At 26.3% G+C, this 19,174-nt stretch carries 18 protein-coding genes; 4 read left to right on the forward strand and 14 right to left on the reverse strand.

Annotated elements, in window-relative coordinates:
- Positions 1-35: 35 nt before the first annotated feature.
- From rpsI to BDU_RS01720, 9 genes are all read right to left on the reverse strand, one after another.
- On the reverse strand, positions 36-446 hold the full coding sequence (gene rpsI, locus BDU_RS01680; protein WP_012538100.1) for a 30S ribosomal protein S9: 411 nt from the start codon (positions 444-446) through the stop codon (positions 36-38).
- Positions 447-456: 10 nt separating this feature from the next.
- Positions 457-906 carry a 50S ribosomal protein L13 gene (gene rplM, locus BDU_RS01685; RefSeq protein WP_012538101.1) on the reverse strand — a complete coding sequence of 150 codons (450 nt, stop codon included), beginning with the start codon at positions 904-906 and terminating at the stop codon, positions 457-459.
- A 79-nt stretch (positions 907-985) separates the two neighbouring features.
- The gene (locus BDU_RS01690; RefSeq protein WP_012538102.1) at positions 986-1,771 is read right to left on the reverse strand and encodes a hypothetical protein; all 786 of its coding nucleotides are present in this window, start codon (positions 1,769-1,771) and stop codon (positions 986-988) included.
- Complete coding sequence (gatB, locus tag BDU_RS01695) at positions 1,764-3,221, reverse strand: Asp-tRNA(Asn)/Glu-tRNA(Gln) amidotransferase subunit GatB (RefSeq protein WP_012538103.1); 1,458 nt, start codon at positions 3,219-3,221, stop codon at positions 1,764-1,766. Before gatB ends, BDU_RS01690 begins: the two co-directional genes overlap by 8 nt.
- Positions 3,211-4,656: an Asp-tRNA(Asn)/Glu-tRNA(Gln) amidotransferase subunit GatA gene (gatA, locus tag BDU_RS01700; RefSeq protein WP_012538104.1), complete on the reverse strand. Its 1,446-nt coding sequence runs from the start codon at positions 4,654-4,656 to the stop codon at positions 3,211-3,213. Before gatA ends, gatB begins: the two co-directional genes overlap by 11 nt.
- A gap of 11 nt (positions 4,657-4,667) precedes the next feature.
- Entirely contained in the window at positions 4,668-4,943 is a 276-nt protein-coding gene (gatC, locus tag BDU_RS01705; protein ID WP_012538105.1) for an Asp-tRNA(Asn)/Glu-tRNA(Gln) amidotransferase subunit GatC, read from the reverse strand.
- A 9-nt stretch (positions 4,944-4,952) separates the two neighbouring features.
- Positions 4,953-7,046, reverse strand: coding sequence for an ATP-dependent helicase (locus BDU_RS01710; RefSeq protein WP_041177702.1), 2,094 nt, complete (start codon positions 7,044-7,046; stop codon positions 4,953-4,955).
- Entirely contained in the window at positions 7,046-8,248 is a 1,203-nt protein-coding gene (locus tag BDU_RS01715; RefSeq protein WP_012538107.1) for a helix-turn-helix domain-containing protein, read from the reverse strand. The genes BDU_RS01710 and BDU_RS01715 overlap by 1 nt, the downstream gene beginning before the upstream one ends.
- 11 nt (positions 8,249-8,259) lie before the next feature.
- The gene (locus BDU_RS01720) at positions 8,260-8,937 is read right to left on the reverse strand and encodes a LolA family protein (protein ID WP_012538108.1); all 678 of its coding nucleotides are present in this window, start codon (positions 8,935-8,937) and stop codon (positions 8,260-8,262) included.
- Positions 8,938-9,076: 139 nt separating this feature from the next.
- On the opposite strand from BDU_RS01720, the gene BDU_RS01725 reads away from it, so the two are divergent.
- From BDU_RS01725 to amrB, 3 genes are all read left to right on the forward strand, one after another.
- Positions 9,077-10,486, forward strand: coding sequence for an NFACT RNA binding domain-containing protein (locus BDU_RS01725; protein WP_012538109.1), 1,410 nt, complete (start codon positions 9,077-9,079; stop codon positions 10,484-10,486).
- 113 nt (positions 10,487-10,599) lie between these two features.
- A complete protein-coding gene (gene pyk / locus BDU_RS01730) occupies positions 10,600-12,033 on the forward strand; it encodes a pyruvate kinase (protein WP_012538110.1) in 1,434 nt (477 codons plus the stop codon).
- A gap of 47 nt (positions 12,034-12,080) precedes the next feature.
- Positions 12,081-12,788 carry an AmmeMemoRadiSam system protein B gene (gene amrB, locus BDU_RS07680; RefSeq protein ID WP_318250784.1) on the forward strand — a complete coding sequence of 236 codons (708 nt, stop codon included), beginning with the start codon at positions 12,081-12,083 and terminating at the stop codon, positions 12,786-12,788.
- An 18-nt stretch (positions 12,789-12,806) separates the two neighbouring features.
- Here amrB and rpmB read toward each other — a convergent pair whose 3' ends face one another.
- Both rpmB and BDU_RS01740 read right to left on the reverse strand, forming a co-directional pair.
- Positions 12,807-13,085 (reverse strand): 50S ribosomal protein L28, encoded by a 279-nt coding sequence (gene rpmB / locus BDU_RS01735; protein WP_012538111.1) that lies wholly within the window; start codon positions 13,083-13,085, stop codon positions 12,807-12,809.
- A gap of 9 nt (positions 13,086-13,094) precedes the next feature.
- On the reverse strand, positions 13,095-14,657 hold the full coding sequence (locus BDU_RS01740; RefSeq protein WP_041177774.1) for a hypothetical protein: 1,563 nt from the start codon (positions 14,655-14,657) through the stop codon (positions 13,095-13,097).
- 119 nt (positions 14,658-14,776) lie between these two features.
- Here BDU_RS01740 and BDU_RS01745 point away from each other — a divergent pair, with 119 nt between their 5' ends.
- Positions 14,777-15,892, forward strand: a complete 1,116-nt coding sequence (locus tag BDU_RS01745; RefSeq protein ID WP_012538113.1) for a hypothetical protein — start codon at positions 14,777-14,779, stop codon at positions 15,890-15,892.
- On the opposite strand, the gene BDU_RS01750 is transcribed toward BDU_RS01745, so the two are convergent.
- The 3 genes from BDU_RS01750 to BDU_RS01760 are packed head-to-tail and all read right to left on the reverse strand — an operon-like array spanning position 15,887 to position 19,168.
- A complete protein-coding gene (locus BDU_RS01750) occupies positions 15,887-17,692 on the reverse strand; it encodes a hypothetical protein (protein WP_041177775.1) in 1,806 nt (601 codons plus the stop codon). The genes BDU_RS01745 and BDU_RS01750 overlap by 6 nt on opposite strands.
- 14 nt (positions 17,693-17,706) lie before the next feature.
- The gene (locus BDU_RS01755) at positions 17,707-18,651 is read right to left on the reverse strand and encodes a hypothetical protein (protein WP_041177703.1); all 945 of its coding nucleotides are present in this window, start codon (positions 18,649-18,651) and stop codon (positions 17,707-17,709) included.
- Positions 18,652-18,682: 31 nt separating this feature from the next.
- Positions 18,683-19,168: a CarD family transcriptional regulator gene (locus BDU_RS01760; RefSeq protein WP_012538116.1), complete on the reverse strand. Its 486-nt coding sequence runs from the start codon at positions 19,166-19,168 to the stop codon at positions 18,683-18,685.
- Positions 19,169-19,174: the final 6 nt, after the last annotated feature.

A 19,174-nucleotide genomic window follows, 5' to 3' on the forward strand; every position in this document is an offset into this window, starting at 1 on the left:
TTTTTATATAAACAAAATAATATAAAAATAAATATCTATCTTTTTGAAAATTGGAAACTCTTCCTAGCTTTCTTTTTCCCAAACTTCTTACGTTCAACTTTTCGTGAATCTCTTGTTAAAAATCCATTGGATTTAAGAACCATTTTATACTCTTCATCAAGATCAAAAAGAGCCCTTGCAATACCATGTCTAATAGCACCAGCCTGACCTGAAATACCTCCACCATAAACATTAATATAAATATCATATTTACCAAGAGTATGCGTTAAAGCTAATGGGGATAAAGCTATTGTTTTTAACTTTTCAAGCTGCATGTAAACATCAAAATTCTTGTGGTTAATCTTAATGTCACCCTTACCTTCTCTAATATAAACCCTAGCAACAGAAGATTTTCTGCGCCCTGTACCCATTCCTAAATTAACACCCTTAACATCTGATTTTGCCATTTTTCCTCTCTTAATTTGCTTCTAATTTATAAAGATTCTGAGAGCTAAGCTTATGATTAGCATCAGCAAAAACCTTTAGATTTCTAAAAAGCTCACGACCCAAAGGACCCTTTGGCAACATGCCCTTAATAGCAATTTCAAGAGGAGCTGTTGGTTTTCTTTCAGATAATGTTCTATAAGTATCAGAATAAAGACCTCCAGGATATCTTGAATGTCTATAATAAATTTTTTGAAAATATTTCTTACCAGTAAGCTTAACCTTTGAAGCATTAATAATAACAACATTATCACCTAAATCTTGGTGAGGAGTATAATAAGGTTTATGTTTGCCCCTCAGAATTTTAACAGCTTCTGTAGCAATTCTACCAAGAACTTTATCCGAAGCATCAATCACATACCACTTTTTCTTCACGTATCTTGGTTTCATCCATATTGTCTTATTATTAGTCATTTTATTCATAATAATATAAAGTCCTCGCTTAGATATTCTACAAAATTATACCTTTTCATTGTATTATTTGTAAGTTAACCTGTCAATACTAACATCCAAATTTGTTTTGAAGCTTAGCAGAAATTTTTCGAAAACCATCTAAATCTCCTTTAGAAAATTTCAAAGGTAAAAGTGAAGGAAAATCAAAAACAGGACTAATTAAATATCCATTACTTAAATATTCCTTAAAAACCTCACCATGATATTCAGATTTATAGCAAGGAAACATATACCTATTAATCAATTTAAACATAGGAGTAGAAAAAATATCAAAATTAATTTTTAAACTTTTTTCATAAGATAAAATTTTAACAAGCATATGCTTAGCAACTGCTAAAGTTAAAGCATCAAAAGAATCTCTAAATTCCATTTTTTTAGACAAATTATCTACTATAACAATATTAATAGACATACATCCAGGCATTGGAAGCTTTATAAACATAGGATATCTCACATTATTAAATCCAAACTTAAACTCATATATACCCTGCCTCACTTCCCAAGGATTACTAAAATAATTTTGACCTGTTAATGACAACAAAAAATCTCTAGCATCTCTTTCAAACCTAAAAACACGCACAAATCCTGCTTCTTTAAAGTAAGAAAAAAAAACATTTTCAAATTGCTTTTTAAATATAGATGGATAAGATGCTGTAAGCCCTCTTGAAAAAGTTTGCTTAAGAATCAGATTTAATCCTTGAACTCTATGCCCTAAAAAATTTAAACCTTCATTTAAATATAAATCTAAATACCGATTACCATTAATATCATAAAGATAAAAAAATCTTGCTCTTTTAATTATGGGAAAACAACTCAATAAAGATTTACTACACATCCTGCAATTTATTCATTAAAATTTCATTTGAAAGAACAGGATTAACCTTACCAGAAGTTTTACGCATAATCTGTCCCATCATAAATTTAACAGCATGACTTTTCCCTTTTTTGTAAAGTTCAATTGATTTAGGATTTTCGTTTAACACTTCAATTACAATTGATTCAATAAACGATTTATCGCTTATCTGTTCTAATTTTTTTTCATTGATAATAGTAATAGAAGAAACATTTCTGTCAACCATTTCTAAAAATATTTCCTTAGAAATCTTTCCACTTATTTTTCCATTAAGAATAAATTCAACAAGCTCACCAATATATGATGCTGGTAAATTAAAATCAAGTATACCTATTTCCCTTTCATTTAACACACTTAACACTTCAGATAATATCCAATTAGCCACTTTCTTAGGTTCACTTGAAGTTAATGCTGCCTCTTCAAAATATTTAACCAAATTTTTATCTGAAGTTAAAGTTACAACATCAAAATCACTAAGCCCATACTGCTCTTGCAACCTAATTCTTGCATCAAAAGGTAACTCCACCATCCTATGAGATTTAATATTTTCAATATAATCACTCTCAAGTTTAATTAAAGGTAAATCTGGATCCTTGATATAACGATAATCAGATATTGTTTCTTTGCTTCTTTGAAGAACTGTAATACCTTTCTTATCATCAAATCCCATTGTACACTTCCCGACACTTTCCAAAGTTTTTCTATACAAAATCCATTCTTCTTTTTGTTTTGACTCCTCATAATCAATTGCTAACTTTACTGACTTAAAAGAATTTAAATTTTTTATCTCAGAAATGGGAGTTTTATAGTTAACATCATTCTCATTAATAAGTAAGTTAATATTAACATCACAACGAAATGATCCATTTTCCATACTACACTCAGACAAATCAAGATATCTAAAAATTTCCCTTAAAGCATTCAAATAAGCTACGGCTTCTTCTCCACTACGTATATCAGGTTGTGATACAATTTCTAGCAATGGTGCTCCTGCACGATTAAAATCAATATAACTTTGATTATCATTTGAAAGCAAATGCAAACTTTTTCCAGAATCCTCTTCCATATGTATTCTTGCAATATTAATTCTTTTTACACCCAAACTAGTTTTAATAAAAATAAACCCATTCTCACAAATAGGCTCATCATTTTGAGATATTTGGTATCCTTTGGGCAAATCAGGATAAGCATAATGCTTTCTATCGAATTTAACAATATTTCTAATTGTAGAATTAGTAGCATGCCCTGCCAAAATTGCACTACTAACAAGTTCTTTATTTACGCTAGGTAATGCTCCAGGAAGCCCAAGACATATTGGACAAACACGAGAATTTGGAATTCCACCAAAATCATTTTTACATCCACAAAAAGCTTTAGTCTTTAATCCTAATTGTACGTGGACTTCTAATCCAATAAGCAATTTATATTCCATCTAATTCTAATTCCTCTATTATATTTTTTGAAAAACTTAAAAGTTCAAAATCCCTCTTAACTCTACCAATAACTTGCATACCAATAGGTAATCCCTTATCATCTTTAGCAAATGGAATTGAAAGTGCAGGAAAACCAATAAGATTGGCAATCACAGTACATAAATCAGAATAATACATTTTCAAAGGATCATCAAAATTTTCACCTATTTTAAAAGGTTTCAAAAAACTTGTGGGAGTTATAATATACGAATAATTGTTAAAAATTTCATCAAATTTTGGAATCAATACGTTTTCTATAATTTTACAAGCCTTAGTATAATATTCCAAATCATATCCTTCTGATAATAAATAATTACCAAGTACAACACGCCTTTTAACTTCTTCTTGTAAAAATAAACTTCTATGTTTGTAATAAAAATCATTAAGACTCAATGTATCATTTAATCTTTTTCCATAATGAAGACAAGTATAACGAGCAAGATTAGATGCAGCTTCAACAGGAGATATTGAATAATAAAGAGAAAGTACAAAATTAAATGCTTCTATTGAAATTTCATGTATCTCAACACCCTTACTTAAAAGAGCAGACTTAAATTTAGAAAACTCACAATAAATATCCTCTTCCATCAAGTCTTTACTAAACTCTTTAATAACAGCCAATTTAGTACCTTTTAAAGGTTTATTTAATAATGGATAGGGTTCTTGAATAATATCTATACTAGTAGAATCCATTGTATCAATTCCACAAGTATATTTTAATATTAAAGCCACGTCATCAATAGAATTAGCAAAAAATCCTATTTGATCAAGAGACGAAGAATAAGATGACAGTCCATAGCGAGACAATCCTCCATAGGAAGGCTTAAATCCAATTACACCTGCAAATGAAGCAGGAAGCCTAACAGAACCACCCGTATCACTTCCAAGTGAAAAAGGGGCTTGACCTCCAGCAACAACAGCTGCAGAACCACCAGAACTTCCCCCCACAACATATTCTTTATTTGAAGGATTAAGAGTAACTCCATAATAAGAAAATTCACAAGAAGAACCCATTGCAAACTCATCCATATTAGTTCTTCCAATTATAATTGCCCCATTATCTTTTAATCTTTTAATAACAGTTGCATCATAAGGAGAAATATAACCTTGCAAAATCTCAGATGCACAAGTTAAATCTTTATTTTTAATTGCAATATTATCCTTAACGGCAATAGGAATACCAAGTAAAGGCAAATCTTGTCCCCCACCTTTACTTAAAAGATCATCATATTCTTTGGCTATTTCCAATGCATCATCAAAAAACTCAACATAACCATTAATATCTCTATTATCTTCATAAACTTTCTTATAATAAAGGATAATATCATAAATCTTATATTTCCGAGTCAATATTAATTCTTTAATTTTTATTAAATTCAAACCACTTAAGTCCAAATCATTACTCCCTATTCAAGTACTTTAGGTGATAAAAAATAACCATCAACAAAAACATTGCTAAAATTCTTAATAGATTCTATTGTCAACGAAGGCAAAATCTCATCATCTCTTAAGTCAGAAAAATTACATACTGCTTTATGGAAGCCATCTTTAATTTTAAATTCAGAAATTTTATCTAACATATAAACAATTTTTTCAAATTTCATAACAAATTGCTGCTTTTCATCTTCACTTAACTTTAATAAACTCAATTTTAAACTATTCTCTAAATGAATATTTTTCAAATTTCACCTCTACATTTTAGAAAGTTTTTTAATATAACTTGAACTCAAAATAGCTTTTTTCCCATTTTTCAAACTAATCTTAAGAAATGGTCCACCATCTTGGTACCACTTATCAACAATAATGCCATTCTCACCATTATAAATTATATAATCGCCAATATTAAAATTTTTATTATCACTTCGTGTAAAAAAAAATTTAAAATTATCTTTCAAATATTCTGGAACAAAAACAATATCATAATTATCCTTATGGATCTCTTGAAAAAAAACTGATATAGCTGTATTTTTTAATATTCCTCTAAAAAATCTTTGCAAATTTATTGTAATAAAAAGTTCGAATTTAGCCCTAGTAATAGCAACATAAAAAAGTCTCCTCTCTTCTTCTAATCTATCAGCTGTCAATTCTTCAATCTCAGCAGGTAATAAACCTTTCTCAAGACCAGATATTATTACCCTATCAAACTCAAGTCCTTTAACGCCATGAATTGAAGAGAGTAACACACTAGATGCAAAATCTCCATGAACTAAAGGAGACAAAGACGAATTTTCAAGAAATATCACAAGACCTTCAAAACTACCAGAATATTCAACTCCACTACTAATAAGCTCATCAATATTTTTTGATTTCTCATCCTTATCAAATTTTTGATAATAATTCCAAATTCCAAATCCCATTGTAACATCTTTAATAAATTCAGATAAATTTACATATATACCCTTTTGTATATTTTCTTTTAATTCATCATATAAACTTAAAAATATATCAAGAGAATCTCTTGCTTTTCCTTTAAGATTTTTAACAACTTTTCTACTTGCAAGCATTAAGTCAAGATTCACATCAGTATCATTTAATGTCGCAATTATCTTATCAATGGTAGTTTTACCAAGACCTCTTGCAGGCTTATTTATTATTCTCAAAAAAGATACTTTATCTTTTTTATTTACAAAAAGTCTTAACAAAGATATGACATCCTTAATTTCTTCTCTTTCATAGAATCTAATTGAACCTAATATTTTATGCGCAATATTATTTTTAAAAAAAGCCTTCTCAAATTGCAAAGACTGATGATTAAATCTATAAAGAACAGCTGTTTCAAGCTTATTTTCAATAAGAAAATTTGCAAAATACTCAGCTTCTTCTGTAGGATTTTGAAATATAAAAATTTTTATTTTTTTACCTATCTTATTTTCCGTAGCTATTACTTTATCATACCTATTTTGATTTTTTGAAATAATATTATTTGCAACATTGACAATACTTAAACTAGAACGATAATTTTGGACCAAATAATATTTAGACACATTATCAAATGTTCTTTCAAATTCAAGAATATTTTCAACTCTAGCACCTCTAAAAGAATATATAGACTGATCCTCATCTCCCACTACCATAAAATATGCATCTTTATAATACAGTTCTCTTAAAAACAAAAACTGTGAATAATTAGTATCTTGATATTCATCCACAAAAATAGCCTTAAATCTTTTTTGCACCCTCATTCTAATATTTTCGCAATTTTGTAACATCAAAACAGATTTAAGAATAAGATCGGCAAAATCAAAAGCATTACTTTTAGATTTTTCCTGTTCATAAAATTCAATCTCAGAATAAATTTTATCATCAAAACCACAATTATTATGTAAAGAATAATTCTCCTTATATTTCAATATTGACGATGTTACATACTTGGCACATTCAATATTTGATGCAAGTCCAATTTGTTTAACAAATTTAACAACATCATTAACATCCCAAATTGTAAAATTTGAATCATAATTTTCATCATATTCTTTAAAGTAAAGTCGCAAAAGCCAAGCACCAAAAGAATGAAAAGTTTGAATATGTAAAGACCTATCAAAATTAAAAAGAGAATTCAATCTAAAATTCATTTCACGTGCTGCTTTATTTGTAAACGTTAAAGCAAGAATTTCTTCTGGTTTTACTTTACCTTCATTTATTAAATGCGCAAACTTAGCTGTTATAACCCTCGTCTTACCACTGCCTGGCCCTGCCAAAACAAGAATGGGGTTCGTAGTATCATCAAAGACAATTTGCTTTTGATCAAAATTTAAACTAAAAAGAAATTTTTGTATTTCACTCATCAATAAACTTCAGAAACTTTAAGATCAAAACCACCTGGTGTTTTTAACCAAAAAAATTGAATTGCTATCATTTCACTTCCATAACTTTTTAAAACAGAAGTAACATCCTTACCTTGAAGAACAATATTAACATCAGAAAGTCTTGTAAAAAACAAAATTAAAGACTTTTTAAAATTTAAATTTAAAGGATCACTTCCCTTCAATAAAAGCAAAGACTTACCATAAAGATTATTCTCATCAACATATCGTAAAAACGTATCATTTAAAAAATTAATTGATAAATTAATATCAGAAATATTTGTAGAAGAATATACTGTAGGATATTCACTAATCACTCTATTTTTAGGACCATTAACTTCAAATCCCCAATTTACAACATTAAATCTATTAGAAAGATTGGTCTCAAAAACATATTCAACATTAAGCATAAAAGATTCCAAACTTACATGAGCCTTTCTAACCTTATCTTGAGAATAATTATCATATACAATTTTAACTCTTATATTACCATTCAAATCAACTTCTCGAAATTTGCCTAAATTAAAAACATATTGCTCATTTTCTAAATCATTTGTAATAACCAAATCATCGTTCATAAAAGAAACTCTATATTTTGCAATAGAATTTCCAAAAATTAAGGACAAAAAATCACCTTCTCCAAGCACAACATTCCAAAAATTTTCTTTATCAAATAAAACCTCATGAACCTCTGGTACTCTTTTTCCAACATAATTTGCCTTAAAAATTCTTCCTAAAATTTGTTTAAAACCACTAATATTTGTAACTACAAACACTAGAAATACAATCCCAACCACTCCCACTAATATCTTAATTATCTTAGAAAAACCTATATTAGTTATATCAAAATATTTATTTCCAAGCTTACTCTCACTTACAAAAGTTACACTACCATTTTGATCATCAGACTTAATACCAATATAATTACTATTAAGTCTTCTCTTATATTCTTTAAAGAGAGATGAAACATACCAAACATCAACTCCCAAATATTCACTATAAGTCCTTAAAAAACCCACAGCCAAAACTTCATTTGGAAATGATTCAATATTAGAATCTTCAAGTGCTCTAAGATATTTAATAGAAATCCTAATATCATCAGCTATCATCTCCAAAGTAAAGCCCTTATCAATCCGAGTTTTTTTTAAAAAATCTCCAAATCTAATGAAATCGCTTCTGTCCATATATTAACACCTCAGGTCTTTTTAACATCATATAAAAAATTATCCACCTTATTTGCATTCTTAGGCAGATCATATTTAAATTTACTATCAGAAATTCCAACATTAAACTTGACAGACAAAAGATCAATCACTATTTCTCTACCACCACCTGTAGGATAAGCAATAACTCTTCTAATTGCACCACTTGGTGTAAAGGCAATCATAAAAGAATCAATTGTGGCAGCACCTTTATAAAGCCGTCTTGAAAAAGTCAGTTTCATAAAATTTTCAGCCCCTCCCCTTCCCCCAGATTCATCAAGAGGTTCTAAATTGGGAGAATTAGTATAAGATACACTATACTCAGTACTCAAAATATTCATAAAACCACTTCCCGATTTTCCCATAGTTAACTGTTGTCTAAAAGAAGTACCAAGAGACGGAACATAAATGGTCAAAAATTCTCCATCACTCACAAAGACCTGATTATTTGAATCTAAATTAATAATAAATTTATCGGGAGATTTATATAACAAAGTTCCTGTCTGTTTAAGACCTTTTATATTAAGACTAATCTTAGCCTGCATATCATTTACATTTTGATATTTTGAATGAACCTCCTCAAAATATTGATTGGCAGATATTTGGGCAAAAAGCAAATAAGGAGATATAATTAATATTATCTTTTTTATTTTGTTCATTATAAAACTCATACACTAATTAAGCTACATTTAATAACAAATACAACTCTAAATACCAATAGTACAACTTGTCATAATAAGCTATTATTTATAATATACCATTTTGTAAACTAATAATAAACATATTTAGCAAAAGATCAAAGGAGATAAAATGTCATTAAACTATCACGAAATAAACATTTTGCTTGAAGAATTGCCATTAATAAATTCATTTTTAAAAAAAATAAAACAACCTAATTACAAAAACTTGGTTATAGAATTTTACAATAAATCAACAGATGAAAAAAATTTTAATGTATTAATATCTCTAGATTCACAAAAAACAAGAATTCACAAAACAAATAAAAAATTTGAAAATATCAAACCTCCTCTAAGATTTTTTGAATTTTTAAAATCAAAAGTCACAAATGGCAAAGTATGCGAAGCACATCAAATAAAAAATGAAAGAATAATTTTAATAAAAATAAATAAAAACCAAAATTATTATTGTATTTTCATAAAATTATGGGCATCTTCTCCTAATATAATTGTCACAGACACAAATTTTAAAATTCTTGATGCATACTACAGAAGACCAAAATCAAAAGAAATAACAGGTGAAATATTTACAAAAGCCAAAAAAATTATTGAAAATAACGATATAACTGAGAAAAAAGAAGTCAAACTCAAAAATGAATATGACAATAAATTACCATACTCAACATTCATTGAAAATTACTATGACAACTTAAAAATAAAAGAAACTAAAACACATAATACAGAAATGTTTAATAAAACATATGAACAAGAAAAAATCAACTTAGAAAGAAAAATATACTCTCTAAACAAGCAATTAATTTCAATGGACATAATAGAAACTCATAAAGAAAAAGGTGAAATGATTTTATCAAATATAAACAAAATTAAAAAAGGAATGAGTGAAATTACTTTACAAAACAACAATGGAGAAGAAATTAAAATAACATTAGAAAAAAAATTATCTCCTCAAGATAATGCTTTAAAATATTTTAAAACATACAAAAAAAACAAAAATTTTCTTAAGATTGTACAAGAACAATTAAAAAATGCAAAAACACAATATAACACATTAATATCAAACACAACTTATACAAAAGAAAAAAACCATACAACTCTGACTGATGAAAAAACAACAAAACAAAAAATCATTAAAAAAACATCTATTGGGCTCCATTTTATATCTCATGGATTTGAAATTATTGTGGGAAGAAATGCAAAAGAAAATGACGAACTATTAAGAAGTTGGGCAAAAGGAAATGATTATTGGTTACATACAAGAGATTATCCTGGTGCTTATGTATTTATTAGAAATAAAAAAAACAAAACACCTCCTCTTGAAGTTTTAATAGATGCTGGTAATTTATGTGTATTTTATACAAAGCCAGCAAAACAAGCGGGAAAAGCTGACCTTTACTATACCAATGTCAAATATTTAAGAAAAATTAAAGGAGAAAAAAAAGGACTTGTAATACCTCACAGAGAAAAAAATTTAGACATCAAATTAGATCTCAAAATATTAAACAAACTTAAAAACAAAAATTAAGTTTATAATATATCCTAACTTAAATCTAAAAATTAAATGACAAGTTCTTTCAAAAATATTGTTATTGGGGATTAAAAAGCATAAAATTTAAATACTGTAGGAGAAAAATAAATATGATACAAAAATTAACAAAAATAGTAGCAACAATATCAGATCTAAGATGCGATCCAGAACATATAAAAGAATTATATGAAGCAGGTGTAAATGTAATACGACTAAACACTGCTCATCAATCACATGCCGATGCAATAAAAGTCATAAATAACGTTAGACAAGTTTCAAATAAAATAGCATTAATGATTGATACAAAAGGACCAGAAGTTAGAACAGCTAATATTGAAAAGCCTATTACTGTTCAAATAGGAGACAAAGTAATAATCTCTACAACACCTATAAATGATTCTAATGCATTTCAAACTAACTATGATGGATTTGTTAATGAAGTTCCAAATGGAGCAAAAATTCTAATTGATGATGGTGAACTTGAAATGATTGTCATCGAAAAATCTGCAGATAAGTTAATTTGCCAAATTAAAAATGATGGACAAATTAAAAACAAAAAATCAATAAATACACCGGGAATTTCACTAAAATTACAATCCGTTACTGATAAAGACAAAGGCTTTATTGAACTTGCAGCAAAACAAAATATTGATTTTATTGCACATTCTTTTGTAAGGCATGCACAAGATATTCAAGACGTCAAAGATATATTAAACGCCGCAGGAAATCCAGACGTAAAAATTATTTCCAAAGTCGAAAACCAAGAAGGAATTGATAACATAGAAGAAATTGCCAAAGCTTCCTACGGAATTATGGTTGCAAGGGGAGATATGGGAGTTGAAATACCTGCTGAAGATGTTCCTTTAGCACAAATTAAAATAACTAAAACCTGCATTAAGTACGGCATACCTGTAATTACAGCAACGCAAATGTTGCACACAATGATTGAAAATCCAAGACCTACAAGAGCAGAAGTATCTGATGTTGCCAATGCAATTCTAAATGGTACAGACGCAATAATGCTATCTGGAGAGACAGCTTATGGAAAATATCCAATTGAAGCTGTTAAAATGATGACCAAAATTGCAAGAGAAGTCGAAAAATATAGAGAGCAAACACTGTTTCAAGATGAAATTTTCTGTAGCAAAAAAATAATAAGAAATTACATTATAAAATGTGCAATCGATGCAACTAAAATAATGCCTATTAAAGCTATTATCGTTGATTCACTTAAAGGAAGAACTGCCAGAATAATGGCAACATATAGAGCAAGTGTGCCACTATTTATTACGACAAATAATGAAAGAATAGCAAGAGAATTATCACTCTCTTATGGTGTTTATTCTAATCTTGTTGAAAACAATTTTAAAAGAACAAATGAATTTGTAGCAACTTCTCTTAAAATGCTTAAAACACAAGAAATAGTTAAAAATTCAGATATTATAGTAATTATTTCTGGAAATCCTAACAGAGATACCAATAAGGGTACAGAATTTATGGAAATAAACACAGTAGAAGAAGCAATTAAGGGACATAATTTATAAATAAAATAAGAAATAGTTTAGTTGATAACATTTTTTATCAAACTAATATAACACCAAAATTATTCAGCTTATATAAAAGAAAAACTCATAAAGCACTTTTAACTAGTTATGGGACTTATGAGTTTTTCTTAGATAAAATTGATATATTTAAAAAAATAATAACTTACAATACAAAAAACATATTTATATTTTCATATACAAAAGAAAATTCAAAGATTAATATATCAACTCATAAAGCTTGGAAATTTTTTGATAAAACAATTGATGTTAATTTAGACATAATAAATTTAATAAAAAAATTTACATTTACAAATGTAGAAGACAAAATAATAGAAAATGATCACAAAATTGAAATTGTCTTAAATTTTATTAAAGATATAACACAAAATATCAAAATTATTCCCATTATTTTAGGTAACCCCAAAAACCAAACTATTAAAGAATATTGCACATTTTTAAAACCATTTACAACGCAAGAAGAAAATTCTTTTATATTTTTATCTCATTTTATTTCACACTCTACAAATCTAAATAAAGCTACCCAATTAGCAACAACCTTAAAACAACTCTTAAACACGTCTTCCTTAAATTCATCAATTTTACTAGAACATCACAAATCACACAAAATATTCCCTGAAAATATAACTGCCCTTATTATAATTCATCAAATTTTTACCAACTTTGAATTTTTAAATCATCAAATCATTAACAATAACAATGAATATTCAATAACAGAAAATATACTAATAAACTAAATTAATAAAAAATAGTCTTTAAATGAAATCATCAATTTTTTTATTATTTTTCTTTAAAAAAACATTCAAACCTACTTTTGAAATACTTCTTAGAGTACTTGCAGAAATCTTAATACTAACATTTTTCCCAAGTTCTGGAATAAAAAATTTCTTATTTATTAAATTAACCTTAAAAGTTCTCTTAGTCTTAACACCAATATGTTGTCCTGCTCCACCTTTCTTTTTGGCAAGTCCCTTTCGTGGAACATTATTCCCAAACATTGTCCTTTTTCCTGTAATTTCACATTCTCTCCCCATCTAAATCTCCTAAATTCCATTTTTCTTAGTTAGATACAAATCCATTAACTTTAAAAATAAAGTTAATCCTTCAATGATATTTTTAATTATACTACCAAAGTTTACATTATTGCCATAACTTTTTACAAGTTCAAGATCAAGTTCTTTCCAATTATAAATAAGTTCCTTTTCTGAAGAAGGTTTAAAATAATCTTCTAAACAACCACTTAAAAGCTGTTTTAAAGAATAAATTTTTGAATAATAGTCATTTAATAAAATTAAAGCTTTTTTATTCACATCTACTATTATATTTAACAATAATTTTTCTGATGATTTGTCTCCTCCAACATAAACCCTATGCAAAAGTGCATTTATTCTATTGCCATAATTACCCTGTTCCCCAAGACTATTATCAAAATCAATAAGATTAGAATAAATATTAACTAAGTCATGAATGTCATTAGAAACATCTCTAGAAATTTCCATATCTTTCCATTGTCCTTTAATAATCAGGATATTAACAATATCATTTAAATCTTTTTTTACTAAATTAACAGCATGAGTTTTCAAATAACCTAAAATGTCAGCGTAAACATATCCGGTAGTATTTGTAATTTTAGATGTAATTTTCATGTTCATATGCTCATTATAATTATCTAAAGTTAAAAGAGTAACTCCAGGAAATAATTTTTCTGCCAAAATTTTAGATTTGCTATTTTTTTGCAAAATTTCAGCTTTTAACATTTCATTTGAAACATGTTTAGAGAGATAATTAAAAAACGCTTTTGCTTTTGTCTTTTTAAGGCCAGAAATAGGCAAATAATTGGGATCACCACTAACATATCTTACAAGATACAAAATTTCTTTATTTTTATTTATCTCAATTATAGATGTTACCATCTTAAGCCAAACATTTGGCTTCATAGGAAAATTATCTTCATCTCCATATATTTTTAAGAGAATATCATAAAGATTTCTCCAAATAGAAATATCCTTAATAGAATAAATACATTCCAAATAATCCTTAATATCATCAAGGATTACTCCACAACTGACAGCACTAAATCTAGGTTTATATATAAAATCATCTTCTGGAAATAAACTATCAAAATGCTTAATAAGAATATAATACTGATATGAAGCTAAATCAAAAAAGATATCTAAAGCTCCACAGGTTTCATCGATCAATCTGACCTGTTCCTGAGTTATACTTTTCAATAAATAATTTAAATTGGTATCCAAATTTTTCAGCATATCAGATGTAAAATTTACTATCTCATTAGCAGAGAAAGAATAAATATGTTCCAAAGCTTGCTTTTGAGTACTATTTAAATACTTCTCAACTACAAAATGAATTATCTCATTTGAATTTCGATATCTTTGCACAAATAACTTTAAAGGAAAAAAAACCTTATAAAGATTATAAATAAACTTAGCAAACTGAGGTAAAGCTTGTATTTTGGAAACGCTAAAAAAATTACTTGACTTACTTAAACTTTTTTTTACTTCTTTAAGCCTTCTCTGCTTCACTTGCTCAGGAGTACGTTCTCTATTAAAAATAGCAACTAAAAAATCAACTAAACTCACATTAATAGCTCTCCTTTTGAATACAAAATTTAAAGTTATCAAAGATACCCAAAATTATAAAATAACTATAAAAATTATACATAATTTATTGTAAAATAAAAGTCAATGTAATAAACATATTTTTTATGTATATAAAGAAATTAATTTTAATGACAATTTTAGCTTTAATTTTCAGTTGCTCAAAAGAAACTGCTATTACTATCTTAACTGACAATAAAATTATTCCTATTTATATAAATCAATTTAATGTTCAAAATAAAACAAATTTTATTATCAAGTACAAAAAAAATATTAACGTACAAACCATTAATAAAGAGAATGCTCAAATAATCATTGCAAAAAACTTAGACAACATAAATATAACTAAAAACTTTAAAAATATACAAAAATATTATTATTCTGACTATCCAATATTAAATAACATATCAAAAAAATTTGCATACAAAATCGTACCATTAAGTTTCGATATTCCAATCTTAATATATAAAAATGAATATGATATACAAAAATATATTGATATACAATCAATCAAAGAAATATATACAAATTTCAAAAAAGACAAAAAAATTTTCATATCTCCTTATATTTCTGAAAATATATTTTATACAATATCTGAAATCAACGATATAAATATTTACTTTGGAAACAACAAGCCAGAATATGATGAGAAGAAAATATTAAATATAATTAATTATTTCAAATCTTTTATAGATGTGAACGAACTTACATTGCATAAAAATTTTACGGAAAAATACAAATATTTAAATTTAGAGACGATACTACTACAACAAAAAACTATTTTAATTGCAGGTTTAACCAACTTAGCATATTACAATAAACTAAATCAGAATATTAAAGACAAAATTAATTTTTCATATTTAACAAATAAAGAAAAAAAATCATCGATATGTAATATAAACTTTATGGGTGTTAAAGAAACATCACAACCTATAGCAAAATTTATTCGATGGATATTAAATCAAAAAATACAACAATCATTAATCACACTTAAAGATAAAGCAAAATTTAATGAACATTTTGGATTGATTAATGGATTTACACCATATAAAGGATTGAACTTAAAATTAAAACATGTAATTAAAGAAATCCCACAATTTATTATAAATGAAAATTATATGAATAAAGATTCATATATACTTAATAAAGAACAAATAGAAAAAGAAAACAACATAATTAATGAATTAATGTTATCTAACATCAAAAATGCAAATTCTTCATAAAGATGGTATATCTTTTTTATAATTGACAAGCATTACATACAATACAATAAGGAATAAAAAGGAAAAAATTAAAATAAAAGATATGTATATATTACCAGACAAATGCATAAAGAGTGCTATTAAAGTTAACAACAAATAATTTATCAAAAGAGATACAATACCTGAAAAAATAGCTACTACTATAGATACAAGAAATACCATAAATTTTAAATCAAACTCAAAATCCACTTTAGAAGCTACAGCAATAAATAGAACACCCAAAAAAACTAATAAAATAGGACTTATCATTAAGAAAAGACTTGAAGAAAAAATACCTATCAATCTTAAATTGAACGTTTTAATTTGGTTAAAAGCGCTGATTAAAACTTGAATAGGTAAAAAAATACTACCTTTAACAGAATTTGCAAATAAATGTAAATTATCAACATTATTATTAAGATCAATGATTTTTATATCACTTAAGTCAAAATCTTTAAGCAATACAAAAACTCTAGTAGCAGTAATATCACTATTTTCACTTTTTTTATCTAAAACATTTTGATAAACCGTATTGCCCTTAAGAGTAGCAAATGGGACTTTTATATGTAATATAACTTTACCTAAACTATCAAACCTAATAAGTTCAAAATTTTTAATCATTTTAGTATAAGAAAAAACAGTATTTACAACCTTTTGCATATAAATATAATCATATGTACCATCACCAGAATTGCCCTGAACTAAAAATACATCATTGATGCCATAATGTTCATAATATTTTTCAATCTCATCAAAAAAGAAATAATGAATTTTAAGTTTATCTAAAGACTTATTCTTATAACTTAAAATCTCATTATCATTTGGAAACAAATTATGAAGCTTTAAAAAACCATAATATGCTGGTTTAAATTTCTCTGTATTTAGATATAAAAAATTCCTCTGTTTCTCTTCAAAAATCGAAGCTTCTCTTTCAAGTTCAACATTTTTATACTCATTAATAGCTTTAAAAGTTAAATCTAAAAGCGCAGAAAATTCATCATCTTTGGTTGCAAAAAATCCTATATAAGCAAAATAATTAGCCGTAGCATAATCACCCTTATCAATAAATCCATTAATAATATCCTGAAAATCTCTTTTGCTCAAACTTTTTATTAAATACATTTTAAGAGTCTTTCGAACTTTTTCTAAATCAACACCATAAAGAGGCATTCTATCATATTCAGATCTGGCCAAATAATAATTAATAGAAAGTTCATCATTATCAGAAATAAGCCTCATTTTTTCATACATCCTAAGCAATTCCTCAAGATATTTCTTTTTCTGCTTAAAAACCTCTACCAATTCATTGACATCAAGTGTCTTATTTGAAGATAAATTTATATCGATATTTTTAAGCTCATTCATTATTGTAGTTGTCTGCTCTGCAAGAAGATTATATCTCTCATAATTATATTTATATTCATTTCTCTGAGAAAGAATATAAGACATAATAGAATTAAAAATTAATACAAAAACAATACCTATTACAAAAAATAAAAACATAAAAGGATAAAATTTTTTAAACAAATATCCTTTATATCCCTTAAAATAAAGCCGTGTTTCTGGTTTCGCTAAAAAAATAAAATAAATCAAAACAAAAAAAATAAAAAAACCATTAAAATTATGATATACACTCAAAACAGTATCAAAAAATGTAGCTACTAATATATGTTTTTCTAAATAGGCAACTCCAAAAAAATATGTATAACAAAAAACCAAAGCAACAAATAAAAATAGAAAAACAATAAAATTACTTAAAAATGTAAACAATTCTTTTTTCATATCTAACAAATTAATTAATGTAACGTATTATTATCAAATCCTTCATTCACTTTAATATATTTAAAAAGAAAACCAATCAAATAAGTAGAACAAAATGTAAGTACACAAAAAATGAAAGTAAGATAATTAGATATTACATTTTCACCCATAATTAAATCTAAACTCTCCGGAAATTCAATTGCATAAATATTATAAACTTTAAAAAACAGTATGACAAAAATAGGATAAAGGAATAAAGACAAACTATTGAGAAATATAAAATTAAAAATATAAGAAAACGAAAATAAAAGCAAAACAAATCCAAATATATTCAATATCAAACCAAAAGATTCTAAAGAAAGTAAAAAATTATTAAAAATGTCTAAATCATTAAAAATATAACCAACTAAATTACTATAAAGCTTTTGAGTAAAAAATGCATTTTCATTAAAATTCGCCACATCAGATTCAGAAAATCCTGAATTATATGAAAAAGATTTAAAATCCTCATCATCAAACTCATTATCTGTAATTTTTAAAACACCTTTAAACCCAAATGATTTAATATCATTACTATAAAAAACTATTTGATCATCAAAAAAATGCACAGTATCATCTTTAATTATCTTCTCATCCCTGTTATGTAAATCAAAAAAGATAGTATTAAAATTAACAGAAGCTAAAAATCCAAAATAAGACAAAAACAATATAAAAATAAAGACAACAATATATAAAATCCCAGAAACTCTGAATGTAGTCATACTAAAAGGATAAGCAATTCTCATAAAAGTAACAACTAAAGATAAAGGAAAAGCATAAAGATAAGCATCATAATAAAGTTCAAAACTTAAAACAGAAAGATCTACATGTAGGAATGTGTACTTCAAGTAAGATGTACAAACAAAAACAAACGAAAAGAGAAAAAACATAAAAATAAATCTACAAGATATTAAGGATATAAACCTTACAATATTTAACATATATGTTCCTACAAGTGATAAACAATCTAATCTAAGACTGCCCCCCAGAGAGAACTTCTCTAATCTTTTCTTTGGCTTCTTCAAAACTAATTTGCAAAGCTAAACTAATCTCATGTTGTAAAATTAATTCAAAATCATTTAAAATTCTCTTTTCATAAAAAGGCAACTCTTTTTGCATAGATTTTACATACAAAAATTTATATAACTTAGCAGTACTTAATATATCACTCTGCTTATAAAAATCATGACTACCATCTTTGATCTTTTTTTGATCTATTTGCCCCTCAAAATCCTTAATAATATCAAAAACTTCTTCTACCTTTTCTTTACTAACCAAAGCTCTAATTCCAAGATCTGCAGCTCTAGCTACTGGAACCATGAAAGTCATCTCATTAAATGGGAAATATATTTCATAATAATCAATAAATTCACCATTAAATTCCTTATTCTGAATATTTTTTATTTTGCCTACTCCCTGCATTGGATACACTACAGCCTGATCTAATACAAATGACATTTCTTT

It is taken from the genome of Borrelia duttonii Ly, assembly GCF_000019685.1.
In the GTDB taxonomy this organism is placed as follows: Bacteria; Spirochaetota; Spirochaetia; order Borreliales; family Borreliaceae; genus Borrelia; species Borrelia duttonii.

Bases quoted from the DNA above. Each gene is read 5' to 3' on its own strand.
- rpsI (WP_012538100.1), bottom strand. From the start codon at position 446: ATGGCAAAATCAGATGTTAAGGGTGTTAATTTAGGAATGGGTACAGGG.
- rplM (WP_012538101.1), bottom strand. From the start codon at position 906: ATGAATAAAATGACTAATAATAAGACAATATGGATGAAACCAAGATAC.
- BDU_RS01690 (WP_012538102.1), bottom strand. From the start codon at position 1,771: ATGTGTAGTAAATCTTTATTGAGTTGTTTTCCCATAATTAAAAGAGCA.
- gatB (WP_012538103.1), bottom strand. From the start codon at position 3,221: ATGGAATATAAATTGCTTATTGGATTAGAAGTCCACGTACAATTAGGA.
- BDU_RS01710 (WP_041177702.1), bottom strand. From the start codon at position 7,046: ATGAGTGAAATACAAAAATTTCTTTTTAGTTTAAATTTTGATCAAAAG.
- BDU_RS01715 (WP_012538107.1), bottom strand. From the start codon at position 8,248: ATGGACAGAAGCGATTTCATTAGATTTGGAGATTTTTTAAAAAAAACT.
- BDU_RS01720 (WP_012538108.1), bottom strand. From the start codon at position 8,937: ATGAGTTTTATAATGAACAAAATAAAAAAGATAATATTAATTATATCT.
- BDU_RS01725 (WP_012538109.1), top strand. From the start codon at position 9,077: ATGTCATTAAACTATCACGAAATAAACATTTTGCTTGAAGAATTGCCA.
- pyk (WP_012538110.1), top strand. From the start codon at position 10,600: ATGATACAAAAATTAACAAAAATAGTAGCAACAATATCAGATCTAAGA.
- rpmB (WP_012538111.1), bottom strand. From the start codon at position 13,085: ATGGGGAGAGAATGTGAAATTACAGGAAAAAGGACAATGTTTGGGAAT.
- BDU_RS01745 (WP_012538113.1), top strand. From the start codon at position 14,777: ATGTATATAAAGAAATTAATTTTAATGACAATTTTAGCTTTAATTTTC.
- BDU_RS01750 (WP_041177775.1), bottom strand. From the start codon at position 17,692: ATGAAAAAAGAATTGTTTACATTTTTAAGTAATTTTATTGTTTTTCTA.
- BDU_RS01755 (WP_041177703.1), bottom strand. From the start codon at position 18,651: ATGTTAAATATTGTAAGGTTTATATCCTTAATATCTTGTAGATTTATT.
- BDU_RS01760 (WP_012538116.1), bottom strand. From the start codon at position 19,168: ATGTCATTTGTATTAGATCAGGCTGTAGTGTATCCAATGCAGGGAGTA.